Here is a 14,433-nt window from a genome sequence, read left to right on the forward strand (position 1 = left end):
TGAATAAGCTCAGTAAGTACAGCTAAAAACAGACATAAAAAATGCCGCAATTGCGGCATTTTTTGTCTCGATGAGAAGCCGATTACGCGAGAACCAGATCGGTGCCCATGGCGTTCTTCAGTTTCTTCATAGCGTTTTTCTCAAGCTGACGAATACGTTCCGCCGATACCTGATACACAGCTGCCAGATCATGCAGAGTGGCTTTTTCTTCCGCCAACCAGCGTTGTTGCAGAATATTGCGGCTACGCTCGTCTAACTCAGACATGGCATTGGCTAAGCGGCCATGAGCGTCTTGCTCATAGTTGTCGTTTTCAACCACAGTGGCCGGGTCGGCGCTGTGATCTTCTAAATAATATACCGGTGCCTGCGGCGCGGCTTCGTCGTTATCGTCATCCACACCACCATCAAACGCGGCATCGTGAGCATTCAGACGACCTTCCATCTCAAATACAGTTTTTGTCTCAACGCCTAAATCTTCAGCGATGGACTTAGCTTCGTCCTGGCTTAACCAACCCAGACGTTGCTTCTTCGAGCGCAGATTAAAGAACAGCTTACGCTGAGCTTTGGTGGTGGCGACTTTTACGATACGCCAGTTGCGCAGAATAAATTCATGCATCTCCGCTTTGATCCAGTGCACTGCAAACGACACCAGACGCACACCCACTTCCGGGTTAAAGCGTTTAACGGCCTTCATCAGGCCAACGTTACCTTCCTGAATCAGGTCGCCCTGGTTCAGACCGTAACCGGAATAGCTGCGAGCGATATGCACCACAAAGCGCATATGCGACATAACCAATTGACGGGCTGCTTCCAGATCACCTTCGTAATGAAGACGTTCTGCTAACGCTTTTTCTTCGTCAACAGACAGTACCGGAATCGCATTAACCGTCGTGATGTAAGCCTCCAGGTTGGCACCTGGTGACAAAGCATTAACGGCTAATAAACCTTGGTTCATCAAACACTCCTGAAGCTTGAGCTTCAATTATCTCGCCCCACAATAGGGCTTTAACGGAAAAAGAGTTTAGCATCGGATTTCTCAGACAACCAATCCCTCTTTGCAGTTCCTTACTGGAACAATCTATTTTAATTTTAGCCAATTACGACTTTTACGACACCCAATGGCGTCAAGGTTCGATTTGATCAAGATGACGAGACACCGACCACCAGGCACCAAGCCAGCCGAGAAGCATGGCAGACAACAACAAAGCCATAGCAGCAGCAGCCGATAAAGGTTTCAGCTCAAAGCCAGAACCATAGAGACGCGCCAGTTCATCAACCGGGCCAGATAACAGGAACCAGCAGGTCGCCAGCAGCACCCAGGCTAACAAACCGCCTACCAGGCCATACCAAAGACCGGTATATAAGAAGGGACGACGAACATAGGCATTGGTTCCGCCCACCAGCTTGGTAACGCGAATTTCATCGACTCGCGCGGCAATCGCCAGGCGAATGGTGTTACCAACCACCAGCAAGATTGCCAGCGCCAGTAAAATACCTAACACCCAGATCAGTCGCTCACCCAGAGCAAGCATCGCCAATAGCCGTTCCACCCAGGCCATATCCAACTGAACAGAATCCACAATCTGGTAAGCACTCAACTGCTCAACCAGTTGATTAACGTCTGCAGCAGAAATCCCCAGCGGCGGCTCAACCAGAATCACCGCAGGCAACGGGTTTTCCGGCAGGAAGTCGAGGGCTTGTTGCAGGCCGCTGTTCTGGCGGAAGTCTTCCAATGCGGTATCAGCATCAATGTATTCAGTGGAACTGACATTGCCCAAGGCACTGATACGTTCACTGAGTTGATTACCCGCAGCAGCGGATGTTTGCGGCTCAAGGTAGAGAGTGATACGCCCGGATGCCTGAAAGCGACCGCTGAGCTGCTCCATATTATCCAGCGTCATCCACAGTGCACCGGGTAACGTCAGGGCTATCGCAACCACCAGCCAGGTTAATAATGCAGCAGCCGGATTTGCCAGTAGCTTCACCAGAGTTTCCACCGCAGTCAGCTGATGATGAGCAAACCAGGCAGAAAACCGTGCAGCCACACCAATCTTGTGACCCGAAGCGCCCTGGCTATTGGCTTTGGATGTTTTAGACGGCGCCATATGTCGCCTCCTTTAACTGCCCTTGTACCATTTTGCCCTGATCCAGAATCAACCGGCGATGACCCATACGTTCAATTAACGCGATATCGTGGGTAGCAATTAAGACGGTGACCCCAACTTGCTGGAAGCGAGTGAACAGGTTCATGATTTCTTCAGACAGTTCCGGATCGAGGTTACCGGTTGGCTCATCCGCCAGCAGCAGTGGTGGTTTATTCACCACGGCACGGGCAATACCAACGCGCTGCTGTTCACCGCCGGACAGTTCGATTGGATTACGTTTTTCCATGCCCAACAGGCCAACGGAATCGAGCGCCGCACGCACCCGACGTCCAGCTTCGGCCGGGGTATAGCCGGCAATCTGCAATGGCAGAGCAACGTTATCAAATACGCTGCGATCGAATAATAACTGGTGGTTCTGGAACACCACACCGACCTTGCGGCGATGGTAAGGAACCTGAGACTGACGCAACCGCGCCAGGTTCTGACCGTCAATGATGACCTGGCCACGGCTTGGCCGTTCCATCAGCATCATCAACTTTAATAAGGTACTTTTACCGGCACCACTGTGGCCGGTCAGGAAGGCGAACTCTCCTCGCTTTAGTTCAAAATTCACACCACTCAACGCTTCGTTACCACCACCAGTGCCGGCGGAGTAACGCTTGCTGACGCGATCAAAACGAACCATCACATCGGAATCTGCCATCCTCACCTCATATTATTGTTTTCAGGTGTCTTTCTGAGTAACCGTGCTCAATCGTCTTGTTTGAACAGAGCACGGGTAAATTCATCGGCGTTAAACGGACGCAGGTCGTCGATGCCTTCACCAACACCAATAAAACGTACCGGAATCTCAAACTGTTTGGCTAAAGCGAAGATGATGCCACCTTTCGCGGTACCGTCCAGCTTGGTTAATGTCAGACCGGTAACACCCACAGACTGCAGGAACTGCTTACACTGGTTAATGGCGTTCTGACCGGTACCGGCATCCAATACCAACATCACTTCGTGTGGCGCAGTATCGTCGAGTTTTTTCATCACCCGAACAACCTTCTCCAGCTCCTGCATCAGGTTATCTTTGTTATGCAGACGACCCGCGGTGTCGGCAATCAGGATATCCACATTACGGGATTTCGCCGCTTCAACCGCATCAAAAATGACCGACGCAGAGTCGGCACCCGTATGCTGAGCCACAACCGGAACGTCGTTACGCTCGCCCCAGACCTGCAACTGCTCAACCGCAGCGGCACGGAAGGTATCACCCGCTGCCAGCATCACACTCTTACCGCGATTCTGGAACTGCTTGGCCAGCTTACCAATGGTGGTGGTTTTACCCACACCATTAATACCCACCATCAGGATCACATAAGGGGATTTTTCACCGTCGACCACCAATGGCTGCTGGGCAACATCCAGCATGGCGCGCAGTTCTTCGATTAGCGCTTCAAACAGTGCATCGGAATCGTTCAGTTCTTTACGGGAAATACGGCCAGTTAAGCGCTCCATGATTTCCTGGGTCGCTTCCATACCAACGTCAGCCATAATCAGCTGAGTTTCCAGATCTTCCAGCAGGTCATCATCGATTTCTTTTTTACCAACCAACAGGTCTGCCAGGCCATCGGCTAAACCACTGCGGGTTTTGCTCAGACCATCACGGATACGGCCAAAGAAACCTTTTTTCTTCTCTTCTTTTGGTGATTCCTGCTCACCCGCTTCTTCGAAGTAGCTCAGTTCTTCACTGCTTTCTGGTGCCGCAGTTTCTGTTACAGCTGGCTCTTCGACAATCGGTTCAACTGCCTGAGGTTCAGGCTGTTGCTCCACTTCTGGCTCAGCTTGTGGTTCCGGTTGTGCCTGATGCTCTGGCTGTGTTTGCTGATCTGGCTGTTGCAGTGCCTGCTCTTCGGCCACCACTTCTTCAACAGCTTGTACTGCAGTTTCCACGTCGCTGGCATGATCAGCGGCTGCTGTTTCTGCTACTTCGGTTTGTTCTTGTGTTTCTAACACCTGCTCAACTGCAGGTTTTTGCTCTTCTGGCGCTTTCTTTTTGCGCTTAAAAAAATCAAACATCGGTTGCTCGCACTCATCAGATGTTATCCGGCCAGCGCAACTGCTAACCGTGAATAATCAAAGTCCGCTATCCTACCACTAAACCCTACTGCGAATAAGGATGCGGACGTGAGATTCAGCCGCCGAACTCTGAATATCATTATCTTTTGCTGTCTTGGCATCATCAGCTGGATTCATCTGGGCAAAACCGATCCGGAACTAGAGCCGTTAGAGCCGCTAAAGCTGGCAACATTATCGGAGGCGAACTGGCAGAACTGGTTATCGCAGGAAGGTATTCCGGGTTATTGGCAGCAAGTCAGTGCCGATCATGGAAACGTACGGATTCTGCTGGCCGACCAACAAATTGACTGGCCTTTACCAGCGCAGGAGTGGTCGGATGAATTACAGCAACACATAACAACCGCTGGAAACCCAAAACCCGACACCATTGCGATTCTGATTCAGGGTCCCTGGGCAGAGATCGAAATGCAGGCCATTGCGGCTTATCTGATTAAACAATTACAGCTGCAAAAGCCTGGATCTGATCCTGAACGCCTGCCAACGCTTGGTCATTGTGAACAAACCTATGTCGCCGGTTCGCGCTGGTTCCGTAATCAATGGTCGGCAGCGGAAGTCCAGCTGAATAAAGCTCTGCCCCTGCGCCAACAGTGGCAGGAATTCCGCACACAACAAACCCGGGCTATGCGCCAGCATTGGCTGTCGAATAGCGGTCAGCTCGACATTCAAAGCGACATTGCCTACCATCGCCCACCCGCTCACTATTACCAGACGCTTTACCAGCAACTGGGTGATAGTCAGAAAACCGCGGCGCAGGAATACCTCGACTGCAAACAACAAATTGCGGCTCAGTAGATCAGCCTCCAGCCCGATTTAAGTAACAGCAAAGCAACAGGAAAATAACGTGAGTAAATCCACTCCCACCCAACAGCTTCGGATTATTGGCGGCCAGTGGCGTTCTCGACGGTTACGTTTTCCGTCGATTGATGGCTTGCGTCCAACCATGGACCGGGTGCGGGAGACGGTATTTAACTGGCTGCAGTTCGATGTCGAAAACGCCCGCGTACTGGATGCGTTTGCTGGCAGTGGTGCGTTAGGGTTTGAAGCTTTGTCTCGTGGCGCTAAAGAAGTGATCTTTCTTGAGAAAAATGCCAAAGCCGCGTTGCAGTTAAAAGATAACCTGCAAACGCTGGAAGCAAAAAATGCTCAGGTTTGGGCAGGAGATGCTTTGGCATGGCTGGATCAGAATCCGGAACCTTATGATCTGGTATTTCTCGACCCACCCTTTAATAAAGATCTGTTGCAACCCGCCATTGAAAAACTGCGGTTATTGCCCGGAGCTCTGGTGTATATCGAACACGAAGCGAAATTAAAACCTGACTTCCCGGAAAACTGGAACGAGAGAAAAAGCAAAAACACCAAAGAATTTTGCTTTCGATTATTTGAAGTGACTGAACAAAGCTGAATTGACCATCATTGTCAGTCACAATCTGCTGCAGCAATTGCAGCAGATAAAAACTTTTGTTGAAATGCGCGCCTGCAATACTCACCACGCTTAAACCTGACACAAAAGGCGCTATCGCCTGATTCTCAGTCCAGCACTTTGCATTACTAAAATTACCCGGTCCTCAGGAGAGAACGTCCATGAAATCAATGGCAGGCGCGCTATTGGTTGCAGCCTCTGTGCTGTCATCACAAATATCCGCCGAGACACTGTCCAACGGTGCTTCACTCAATATTAGCGGCAACAGCGGCTCACAACAGAGCCATACAATTACCGTACCCTCGGGAGCTGCCAATCTGCAAATCGCAATCTCCGGCGGTACCGGTGATGCCGATTTATACACCCGCTTCAACAGTGAACCAACAAGCAGCAGCTATGATTGTCGCCCATATCTGAAAGGCAATAACGAAAGCTGCAGCGTTGAAGCGCCTGCTGCTGGTATTTATCACATTCAGGTTCGTGGTTACCGCACCTTTGCCGATGTCGCGTTAACCGCTTCATATACTGCACCGGCGAGCACGGGAACCGATAGCCCTGGCGATTCGATGAGTGTTACTCAGGCTTTGTCTGCCGCGACGGGTACCTCTTTAACCGCGGTTGGAGTAATCAGTGAGGCGGTAAACGGAATTTATGCCCTGCGTCTGCAAGATCAGAACGATAGCAAGGTCAGCATTGTTGTCAGGCTGGAAGCGAACCAGCGTGATAGCTGGAGCCCACAAAACAATGCCGCCGTGATTGGCAAAACCATCCAGGTATCCGGCATTCGGGATAGCTACGCTGGCGAGCCAAGTATTGAAAGCGTCAGCAACATTACCGAAGTGAGTGTTTCAGAGCCCGGCAACGGCAATACCCCAAGCTGCACCAACACCACATTAACGCTGGTAACCGATCAATATGGCAGTGAAACCAGCTGGACCATCAGCAGTGCTGGCAACACACTGCACTCCGGCAGTGGTTATGCAGGCAATACAACCAACACCGAGAACTTCTGCCTGGCGGAGGGTTCGTATACCTTCACCATTAATGATTCGTATGGTGACGGTATCTGCTGCACTTATGGTAATGGTTCCTACCGCATGGTCGCGAACGGCAATGAGCTGTTCAGTGGTGCAAACTTCACAACCAGTAAGTCTGTCAACTTCAGCATCACAACCGGTGGTTCTCCAACCGTACCGGGAAATGGCTCTGGTACAGCAACGGACCTGATTCCTTACTATCAGGCAGCGGAGGGTTTAACTGGTTACGCCCTGAAGTCAGCGCTTCACGACATTATCGATAATCACACCAGCCATGGTTACAGTGCGCTGTGGACCTTCTATAACAACCATGAACTGGACAGCTACTACGAAAAAGATGGCAAGATTCTCGATATCTACTCCGAGCGTCCGAATGCCAGCGATCCGTATTCATTCACCAAAAGCACAGACCAATGTGGTTCCTACAATGGCGAAGGCAGCTGTTACAATCGCGAGCATGCTTTCCCGCGCAGCTGGTTTGGTGGCGGCGTTGAGCCGATGAATTCAGACGTACACCATGTATTTGCCACCGATGGTTATGTAAACGGCCGTCGTAGCAGCCATCCATACGGATTGGTAGGTTCCGTCAGCTGGACGTCTCAGAATGGTTCCAAGCTGGGCTCTGCTGCATCCAACCTGGGTCACAGTGGTACTGTGTTTGAGCCGATCGACGAGTTCAAAGGCGACCTGGCACGTGCCTACTTCTACATGGCTACTCGCTATGAGGACCGTATTGCCAGCTGGGAAAATAACAGCTCCGAAAGCAATGCTGTATTAGATGGCAGCAGCAACAAGGTATTCGAAAGCTGGAAGCTGGCGATGTTGTTGCAATGGCACAACAGTGATCCGGTGAGTCAGAAGGAAATTGACCGTAACAATGCCGCTCAAAACCACCAGGGCAACCGTAACCCATTTGTTGATCACCCGGAATTGGTTGGTCTGATCTGGGGCAACTGATCTTTTCAGCTTGGTTCTGATGATTAAAAAAGGGCGCTGCGGCGCCCTTTTTAAATTCCTTGTTAATACAGCTTCCGTGGCTCAGGACAGCCGGTTTAAAAACTCACAAATCTGTGAGTCCCACTGATCCACATGACGTACTTCATTAGCCAGATGAATCTCACTGTTTGGCAATAACTCCCGTAATTGTTTTGCCGTACTTACAGGGTGACTGTTGTCATCTGTCCAGGCGAGAATTAATACTGGTATATCAATTTTCTTCAGCTCTTCTTCCACCGGTAAATCCGATTGCGCAGACCCCATCAGAATCGGGTGATACGCTTCTTTTTTGTGGCTGGCCATATAGCGATGCAATACAGTTTCGCAATAAGGCATCGATTTATTCAGAAATCCGGCAATGACTTTGTTTTTCGTTAACTGGGGAATTAGTGCTGGCACCAGTTTCAGTTTGTTCAGTAAAGCTAATAACTTGTATTTACGCGCCTGTGCCGGGCGGGTTTTCCAGGCCGTTGGCGGAATCACCAATACCACGCCTGCCAGCTTATCTTTCTGACCTGAGTTAATAAGATCCAGCGCCGCAATCAAACTGGTTCCACAACCCATGGATGCACCACCCAGCACCAGTTTCCCGGCCTCAGAATGATCAGCAACCGCTAACATATCTTTTGCCAGATGAGTCCACTGATAATCGGCAATATTGTCGGTCGCCTGAGATTCACCATGACCGCGGGCATCGTACCGAATCACACGATGTTGTTGTGACGTTTGCTTCCAGGCAAACAAACCGGATTCGATATCCGCTGCGGTACAAAACATTAAACCGTGCGCCCAAACCAGTGCGCTTTGTTTATTGTCCGGCTGGCTATCAAGGATATTTAATTCAATATTATTAATCGGTTGTAGCGACATTATTTTTCTACTTACTTATCTTCAGATTTTTCAGTGGTATTTGTTTTTCATAGCAGCAACAGGACGTTGCGATAGCATCAAGCCACAGGGATGTGGCACTGATGCGGCGGCTGAAAAATAAATACTGCTGAGCAATAAAATAGCGACAACAAAAAACCGCCCGAAGGCGGTTTAATTGTTTACGATTAATCAGTCGTCCTTACGAACCACTTCCATCGCATCCACATTCTGGAAGCCACGTGGCAGCTTATTACCACGACGACCACGCTCACCCTGGTAGTGCTCAAGGTCAGCAAACTTCAGTTTCATATGACGCTTACCAGCGTAAACCAGAATGGTGTCATCTTCACTGAAGGCGACACAAGCAACCATTAATTCTTCACGGGCAGCCGCCTTAGCCGAATTAATATTAATCATCTTGTTGCCTTTACCACGAGCCATTACCGGTACGTCAGCCGCCGGGAATACCAGCATACGGCCTTCGTTACTGACCGCCGCAATCCAGCTTTTCTCAGGATTAATAATCTTAGCCGGAATTAATACCCGAGCGTTATCCGGTACTGTCAGCAGGTTTTTACCAGCTTTGTTTTTGCTCTGCATATCGCCAAGGTTAGCGATAAAGCCATAACCGGCGTCGGTGGCCATCAGGTACTGATCGGAGTCAGGCCCCATCACCAGGCCGAGGAATTGCGAACCAGCCTGCATCGTCAGGCGACCACTTAATGGTTCACCCTGACCACGAGCTGACGGCAAGGTATGGGCAGGCAGAGCATAAGAACGTCCGGTACTGTCGATAAATACTGCGTTCTGATTACTTTTACCCGGTGCCGACAATAAATATTTATCGCCGGACTTATAGTTCAGACCTTCGGCATCGATATCGTGGCCTTTGGCAGCACGCACCCAGCCTTTTTCAGACAGCACTACGGTAATAGCTTCAGCAGAAACCAGTTCGGTTTCAGAGAAGGCTTTCGCTTCGCCACGAACCACCACAGGGGAACGACGGTCATCACCGTATTTTTCAGCGTCTGCTGTTAATTCTTTTTTGATCAGGGTTTTTAAACGACGCTCGGACCCTAAGGTTTTTTCTAACGCGTCGCGTTCTTTTTCTAACTCATCCTGCTCGCCACGGATTTTCATTTCTTCCAGTTTGGCGAGGTGACGTAATTTCAATTCGAGGATGGCTTCGGCCTGAATATCCGATACACCAAAACGCTGCATCAGCACCGCTTTTGGTTCGTCTTCGGTACGGATAATTTCGATCACTTCGTCGATATTCAGGAAAGCTACCAACATACCTTCCAAGATATGCAGACGAGCTAACACTTTATCCAAACGGTGCTGCAAACGACGACGTACAGTGCCGGTACGGTATTCCAGCCACTCAGTTAACATCATTTGCAGGTTTTTCACCTGCGGGCGACCGTCCAGACCAATCACATTCATATTGACGCGATAGTTTCTTTCCAGATCGGTGGTGGCGAATAAATGCGCCATCACAGCATCGGTATCAACACGATTGGATTTAGGAACAATGACTAAACGGGTTGGGTTTTCGTGATCCGACTCGTCGCGTAAATCCGTTACCAATGGCAGCTTTTTCGCTGTCATTTGTGCCGCAATTTGCTCCAGAATTTTTGCACCTGAAACCTGATGTGGCAGTGCAGTCACAACGATATCGCCATCTTCGATGGAGTAGACCGCACGCATTTTTACGCTGCCCTTACCGGTGCGATATAACTTACGCAGATCTTCTCTTGGCGTAATAATTTCCGCATCGGTTGGGAAATCAGGAGCCTGCACATGCTCACATAAAGCATCGATTTCGGCTTTAGGATTATCCAGCAAGTGGATACAGGCACTGGCTACTTCACGGATATTATGTGGCGGAATATCGGTCGCCATACCAACCGCAATACCCGTGGTGCCGTTTAACAGGATATTTGGTAAACGGGCTGGCAAGGTACAAGGCTCGTCCATGGTGCCATCAAAGTTCGGCTGCCAGTCAACCGTACCCTGGCCTAATTCGCTGAGTAACACCTCGGCGTAGTTGGCCAGTTTGGCTTCGGTATAACGCATCGCCGCGAACGACTTCGGATCATCCGGTGCACCCCAGTTGCCCTGACCATCGACCAATGGATAGCGGTAGGAAAACGGCTGAGCCATCAACACCATAGCTTCGTAACAGGCGCTGTCACCGTGTGGATGGTATTTACCCAACACGTCACCAACGGTACGGGCCGACTTCTTGTATTTGGCGGTGTGCTTTAAGCCCAGCTCGCTCATGGCGTAGGTAATACGGCGCTGTACCGGCTTCAGACCATCACCCACGTGTGGCAGCGCCCGGTCGAGAATCACGTACATGGAATAATTCAGGTACGCGCTTTCGGTATATTGCTTCAGCGACTGGCGCTCTACGCCGTCGTCTGTGTAACTAATCTGATCCGTCATAAGACTCGCTGTTCTGTCGAATTTCTGTCTGAGTTCAGCTCTACCCGGCTATCAGGGTATCGAAAAAGGTTGGCAGAGATTGTGACCGACTAACCGGCGAAGGACAATGCTAAAAGGTGAGATTTGGATCAGGAAATGGGGAGATTTCCCGACAGTGATCACTGCCGGGAAACTGTACAGAAAAGCATCAGACTTATTGTGTACAGATGGCTTCCATGCGGATTTTATTGGTCCAGCTCATAAAACCGTGACTGGTCGAGTGCTGAGTCGCAACCGCACCAATACGGCCCGGGCATTTTTGCTGCAACTCACGATACGCCTGATCGACATAATCGGTATCAAAAGCAAACCACAGCACGACCTTTTGCTCAGTGGTAACCACGACGGTTTTAGCACTTTTATCGGCTGCCAGGCCAGGGTCGATATCACTGATGTGCTGCTGGTGAATCGAGTGGGTACAACCCACCGCCAGCATGGATGTCATTGCCAGAGTCAGTAAACGTTTCATAACGACTTACCCCTTTTGACAATACGCAGTGGCAACCACTTCACGTTTAACAACCAGGAAATAAACCGTGTTCTGGAACTTGGTTAACACGCCGTCCAGCTTGCCACCCTGACACTGGTTACGCAGATCGTTAATGGCTTCATCAACAAATTCGTTGTCAAAAGCGATACCCAGAATGGCCCAGTGATCAGCGGAAGCTGTTACTTCATTAGAACGCTCCTGTGGCACCTGAGTTAGAGAAACTGAATTCAGGCTAACGCAGCCGGTTAACGCGACGGATAAAAATAAAAAAGCAAAAATACGTTGTAACATGATCAAACCCTATTAATTTTCTCGTTATCAAGTGTTGTTATGAATTACGAATACAAAAAGCATCAACACCAACAATTTCGCCGGAAACCGGACCTGCGGCTTTGGCTTCACGAATCGCACGAATACCGGTAATTTTTCCGCTGCGACATTCATTTCGCAGATATGCCAGCAGCTTCTCAGCATATGTATCGTCGTAAACCGGATTACCCGTGCGTGGTCCCATATTCATTAATGCCAGAATATTACGCAGATCTTCGAAGTTCTCTGCTGCCTGGCCATCGCTGGCGATTCGACCAATTTCGGCTGCTGCTGCGGCATCAAAACCCGTTTCACTGAAACGTACTGAGATCGGAGTCAGATCTCCCTGAGTCTGATCGATTGAGCCGATCTGAACGCTGTCGAGCCGGGCACAACCCGCCATAGCGATTACGGCTAATAGGAAAATACTTCGCATAGAAATTTCCAGATTAAAAAAAAGTACGTGGAATTCTACTGAAGAAAGGTGAATAAAGCCTTAACGAAGGCAAAAATAAGCCCGGTTAAAAACCGGGCTAAAGAATGAGCTTTTCAAAATAAATCGATCAGGCAATATCAACTTCGTTGCCACGGGTTTCTAACCAGCTCTTACGGTCAGACGCACGTTTTTTCGCCAGCAACATATCCATCAATTCGTTTGTGCCGTCCCCCGGCTCCAGCGACAACTGAACCAGGCGACGAGTATTTGGATCCATGGTGGTTTCACGCAGCTGCATCGGGTTCATTTCACCCAAACCTTTAAAGCGCTGTACGTTCACTTTACCGCGCTTTTTCTCAGCTTTAATACGCTCTAATACACCAGATTTTTCCGCTTCGTCCAATGCATAAAAAACGTCTTTGCCAACATCGATACGATACAGCGGTGGCATCGCAACATACACATGCCCTTCCGCCACCAGCTTGCGGAAATGACGCACAAACAAGGCACACAACAGAGTGGCGATATGCAGGCCATCCGAGTCGGCATCGGCAAGAATACAGATTTTACCGTAACGTAAACCGTCGAGGTTATCCGTCGCTGGGTCGATACCTAACGCAACGGCGATATTGTGAACTTCTTCCGAGGCGAGAATTTCACCAGAATCCACTTCCCAGGTATTCAGGATCTTACCCCTTAAAGGCATGATCGCCTGGAACTCACGATCACGGGCCTGCTTGGCAGAACCACCAGCAGAGTCACCTTCCACCAGGAATAATTCAGTGCGTTCGCTGTCCTGACCGGTACAGTCAGCCAGCTTGCCTGGCAGCGCCGGGCCCTGGGTGATCTTTTTACGCGCAACTTTTTTCGATTTACGTAACCGGCTCTGGGCGCTGGAAATCGCCATCTCCGCCAGCAATTCCGCTTCTGCTGTGTGTTCGTTTAACCACAAGGCAAAGGAATCTTTTACTACGCCGGAAATAAACGATGAAGCTTCACGTGACGACAAACGCTCCTTGGTTTGTCCGGCGAATTGTGGATCAGCAAGTTTGGCCGACAATACGTAAGAGCAACGCTCCCATAAATCGTCCGGCGTTAATTTCACACCACGGGGTAATAAATTACGGAATTCACAGAACTCACGCAGAGCATCCAATAAACCGGAGCGGAAGCCGTTTACGTGGGTACCACCCTGAGCGGTTGGAATTAAGTTAACGTAACTTTCCTGGCATAACTCGCCACCTTCCGGCAGCCATTGAACCGCCCAATCAACACCTTCAGTTTCGCCGGTCATGCTGCCGGTAAAAGGTTCCGCGGGCAGAACCTCGTAACCGGTGGAGCTGACTTTTAAATAATCTTTTAAACCGTCTTCGTAATACCACTCGGCACTGTCTTCCGCATTCGGCGCATTAAATTTAATACGCAAACCCGGGCACAAAACTGCTTTGGCACGTAAGACGTGTTTTAACCGCGGAACAGAAAACTTCGGTGAATCGAAATATTGTGGATCAGGCAGGAAACGAACACTGGTGCCGCTGCGTTTCTTACCACAGGTATCCACCACCTGCAGATCCAACGCTTTATCACCGTTCTGGAAACCAATACGCTGCACCTGGCCATCACGCCAGATGGTAACTTCCAGTACTTTGGACAAGGCGTTTACCACGGAAACACCCACACCGTGCAAACCACCAGAGAACTGGTAGTTATCGTTAGAGAACTTACCACCGGCGTGTAACTGGGTCAGAATCAGTTCAACACCGGAGACACCGTGCTCCGGGTGAATATCGGTTGGCATACCACGACCGTCATCCAACACAGTCATAGAACCATCACCGTGCAGAGTCACTTCAATGGTGCTGGCATGGCCAGCTAACGCTTCGTCCACCGAGTTATCGATAACTTCCTGAGCCAAATGGTTTGGCCGGGTGGTGTCAGTGTACATACCGGGACGTTTACGAACCGGATCAAGACCACTTAAGACTTCAATCGAAGACGCCGTGTATTGCTTGGACATTCAAACCTCTGAAACAGGATGACGCTTATTATTAAAAGGTCGGGTATAAAAATCAGATAGCGAGTATACCGATGGCTCTGGCTGATTTTCCAGAGCCTTAAAGTGATTCATACCGGGTTAATGATGATTCGTGCCGGGT

General features: G+C 49.9%; 13 protein-coding genes. 3 read left to right on the forward strand and 10 right to left on the reverse strand.

Annotation, left to right across the window (positions count from 1 at the left end; translation table 11 throughout):
* Window positions 1-82: 82 nt before the first annotated feature.
* From rpoH to ftsY, 4 genes are all read right to left on the reverse strand, one after another.
* On the reverse strand, window positions 83-955 hold the full coding sequence (gene rpoH / locus ACOQOZ_RS13300) for an RNA polymerase sigma factor RpoH (RefSeq protein WP_420588635.1): 873 nt from the start codon (window positions 953-955) through the stop codon (window positions 83-85).
* Between the two features lie 169 nt (window positions 956-1,124).
* Complete coding sequence (ftsX, locus tag ACOQOZ_RS13305) at window positions 1,125-2,105, reverse strand: permease-like cell division protein FtsX (RefSeq protein ID WP_420588636.1); 981 nt, start codon at window positions 2,103-2,105, stop codon at window positions 1,125-1,127.
* Window positions 2,092-2,790: a cell division ATP-binding protein FtsE gene (gene ftsE, locus ACOQOZ_RS13310; protein ID WP_420592420.1), complete on the reverse strand. Its 699-nt coding sequence runs from the start codon at window positions 2,788-2,790 to the stop codon at window positions 2,092-2,094. Before ftsE ends, ftsX begins: the two co-directional genes overlap by 14 nt.
* 65 nt (window positions 2,791-2,855) lie before the next feature.
* Window positions 2,856-4,169: a signal recognition particle-docking protein FtsY gene (ftsY, locus tag ACOQOZ_RS13315; RefSeq protein WP_420588637.1), complete on the reverse strand. Its 1,314-nt coding sequence runs from the start codon at window positions 4,167-4,169 to the stop codon at window positions 2,856-2,858.
* 108 nt (window positions 4,170-4,277) lie between these two features.
* Between ftsY and ACOQOZ_RS13320 the strand changes: the two genes are divergently transcribed.
* The 3 genes from ACOQOZ_RS13320 (at window position 4,278) to ACOQOZ_RS13330 (ending at window position 7,643) form a co-directional block, all read left to right on the forward strand.
* Window positions 4,278-5,021, forward strand: coding sequence for a hypothetical protein (locus tag ACOQOZ_RS13320; protein WP_420588638.1), 744 nt, complete (start codon window positions 4,278-4,280; stop codon window positions 5,019-5,021).
* Between the two features lie 49 nt (window positions 5,022-5,070).
* Window positions 5,071-5,631 carry a 16S rRNA (guanine(966)-N(2))-methyltransferase RsmD gene (rsmD, locus tag ACOQOZ_RS13325; protein WP_420588639.1) on the forward strand — a complete coding sequence of 187 codons (561 nt, stop codon included), beginning with the start codon at window positions 5,071-5,073 and terminating at the stop codon, window positions 5,629-5,631.
* A gap of 179 nt (window positions 5,632-5,810) precedes the next feature.
* Entirely contained in the window at window positions 5,811-7,643 is a 1,833-nt protein-coding gene (locus ACOQOZ_RS13330; protein ID WP_420588640.1) for an endonuclease, read from the forward strand.
* An 81-nt stretch (window positions 7,644-7,724) separates the two neighbouring features.
* Here the strand turns inward: ACOQOZ_RS13330 and ACOQOZ_RS13335 are convergent, their stop codons facing one another.
* The 6 genes from ACOQOZ_RS13335 to parE form a co-directional block, all read right to left on the reverse strand.
* Window positions 7,725-8,552 carry an alpha/beta fold hydrolase gene (locus ACOQOZ_RS13335; protein WP_420588641.1) on the reverse strand — a complete coding sequence of 276 codons (828 nt, stop codon included), beginning with the start codon at window positions 8,550-8,552 and terminating at the stop codon, window positions 7,725-7,727.
* 189 nt (window positions 8,553-8,741) lie between these two features.
* A complete protein-coding gene (gene parC / locus ACOQOZ_RS13340) occupies window positions 8,742-11,003 on the reverse strand; it encodes a DNA topoisomerase IV subunit A (protein WP_420588642.1) in 2,262 nt (753 codons plus the stop codon).
* A gap of 193 nt (window positions 11,004-11,196) precedes the next feature.
* Window positions 11,197-11,511, reverse strand: a complete 315-nt coding sequence (locus ACOQOZ_RS13345) for a hypothetical protein (RefSeq protein ID WP_420588643.1) — start codon at window positions 11,509-11,511, stop codon at window positions 11,197-11,199.
* Window positions 11,512-11,517: 6 nt separating this feature from the next.
* Window positions 11,518-11,823, reverse strand: coding sequence for a hypothetical protein (locus tag ACOQOZ_RS13350; RefSeq protein ID WP_420588644.1), 306 nt, complete (start codon window positions 11,821-11,823; stop codon window positions 11,518-11,520).
* A gap of 37 nt (window positions 11,824-11,860) precedes the next feature.
* Window positions 11,861-12,277, reverse strand: a complete 417-nt coding sequence (locus ACOQOZ_RS13355; RefSeq protein ID WP_420588645.1) for a hypothetical protein — start codon at window positions 12,275-12,277, stop codon at window positions 11,861-11,863.
* A 127-nt stretch (window positions 12,278-12,404) separates the two neighbouring features.
* Window positions 12,405-14,294 carry a DNA topoisomerase IV subunit B gene (parE, locus tag ACOQOZ_RS13360; protein ID WP_420588646.1) on the reverse strand — a complete coding sequence of 630 codons (1,890 nt, stop codon included), beginning with the start codon at window positions 14,292-14,294 and terminating at the stop codon, window positions 12,405-12,407.
* Window positions 14,295-14,433: the final 139 nt, after the last annotated feature.

Origin of the sequence: Bacterioplanoides sp. (assembly GCF_965219715.1) — a bacterium.
GTDB lineage: Bacteria > Pseudomonadota > Gammaproteobacteria > Pseudomonadales > Oceanobacteraceae > Bacterioplanoides.

Bases quoted from the DNA above. Each gene is read 5' to 3' on its own strand.
- parE (WP_420588646.1), bottom strand. From the start codon at position 14,294: ATGTCCAAGCAATACACGGCGTCTTCGATTGAAGTCTTAAGTGGTCTT.
- rpoH (WP_420588635.1), bottom strand. From the start codon at position 955: ATGAACCAAGGTTTATTAGCCGTTAATGCTTTGTCACCAGGTGCCAAC.
- ACOQOZ_RS13355 (WP_420588645.1), bottom strand. From the start codon at position 12,277: ATGCGAAGTATTTTCCTATTAGCCGTAATCGCTATGGCGGGTTGTGCC.
- ftsX (WP_420588636.1), bottom strand. From the start codon at position 2,105: ATGGCGCCGTCTAAAACATCCAAAGCCAATAGCCAGGGCGCTTCGGGT.
- ACOQOZ_RS13350 (WP_420588644.1), bottom strand. From the start codon at position 11,823: ATGTTACAACGTATTTTTGCTTTTTTATTTTTATCCGTCGCGTTAACC.
- parC (WP_420588642.1), bottom strand. From the start codon at position 11,003: ATGACGGATCAGATTAGTTACACAGACGACGGCGTAGAGCGCCAGTCG.
- ACOQOZ_RS13335 (WP_420588641.1), bottom strand. From the start codon at position 8,552: ATGTCGCTACAACCGATTAATAATATTGAATTAAATATCCTTGATAGC.
- ftsE (WP_420592420.1), bottom strand. From the start codon at position 2,790: ATGGTTCGTTTTGATCGCGTCAGCAAGCGTTACTCCGCCGGCACTGGT.
- ACOQOZ_RS13330 (WP_420588640.1), top strand. From the start codon at position 5,811: ATGAAATCAATGGCAGGCGCGCTATTGGTTGCAGCCTCTGTGCTGTCA.
- ACOQOZ_RS13345 (WP_420588643.1), bottom strand. From the start codon at position 11,511: ATGAAACGTTTACTGACTCTGGCAATGACATCCATGCTGGCGGTGGGT.
- ftsY (WP_420588637.1), bottom strand. From the start codon at position 4,169: ATGTTTGATTTTTTTAAGCGCAAAAAGAAAGCGCCAGAAGAGCAAAAA.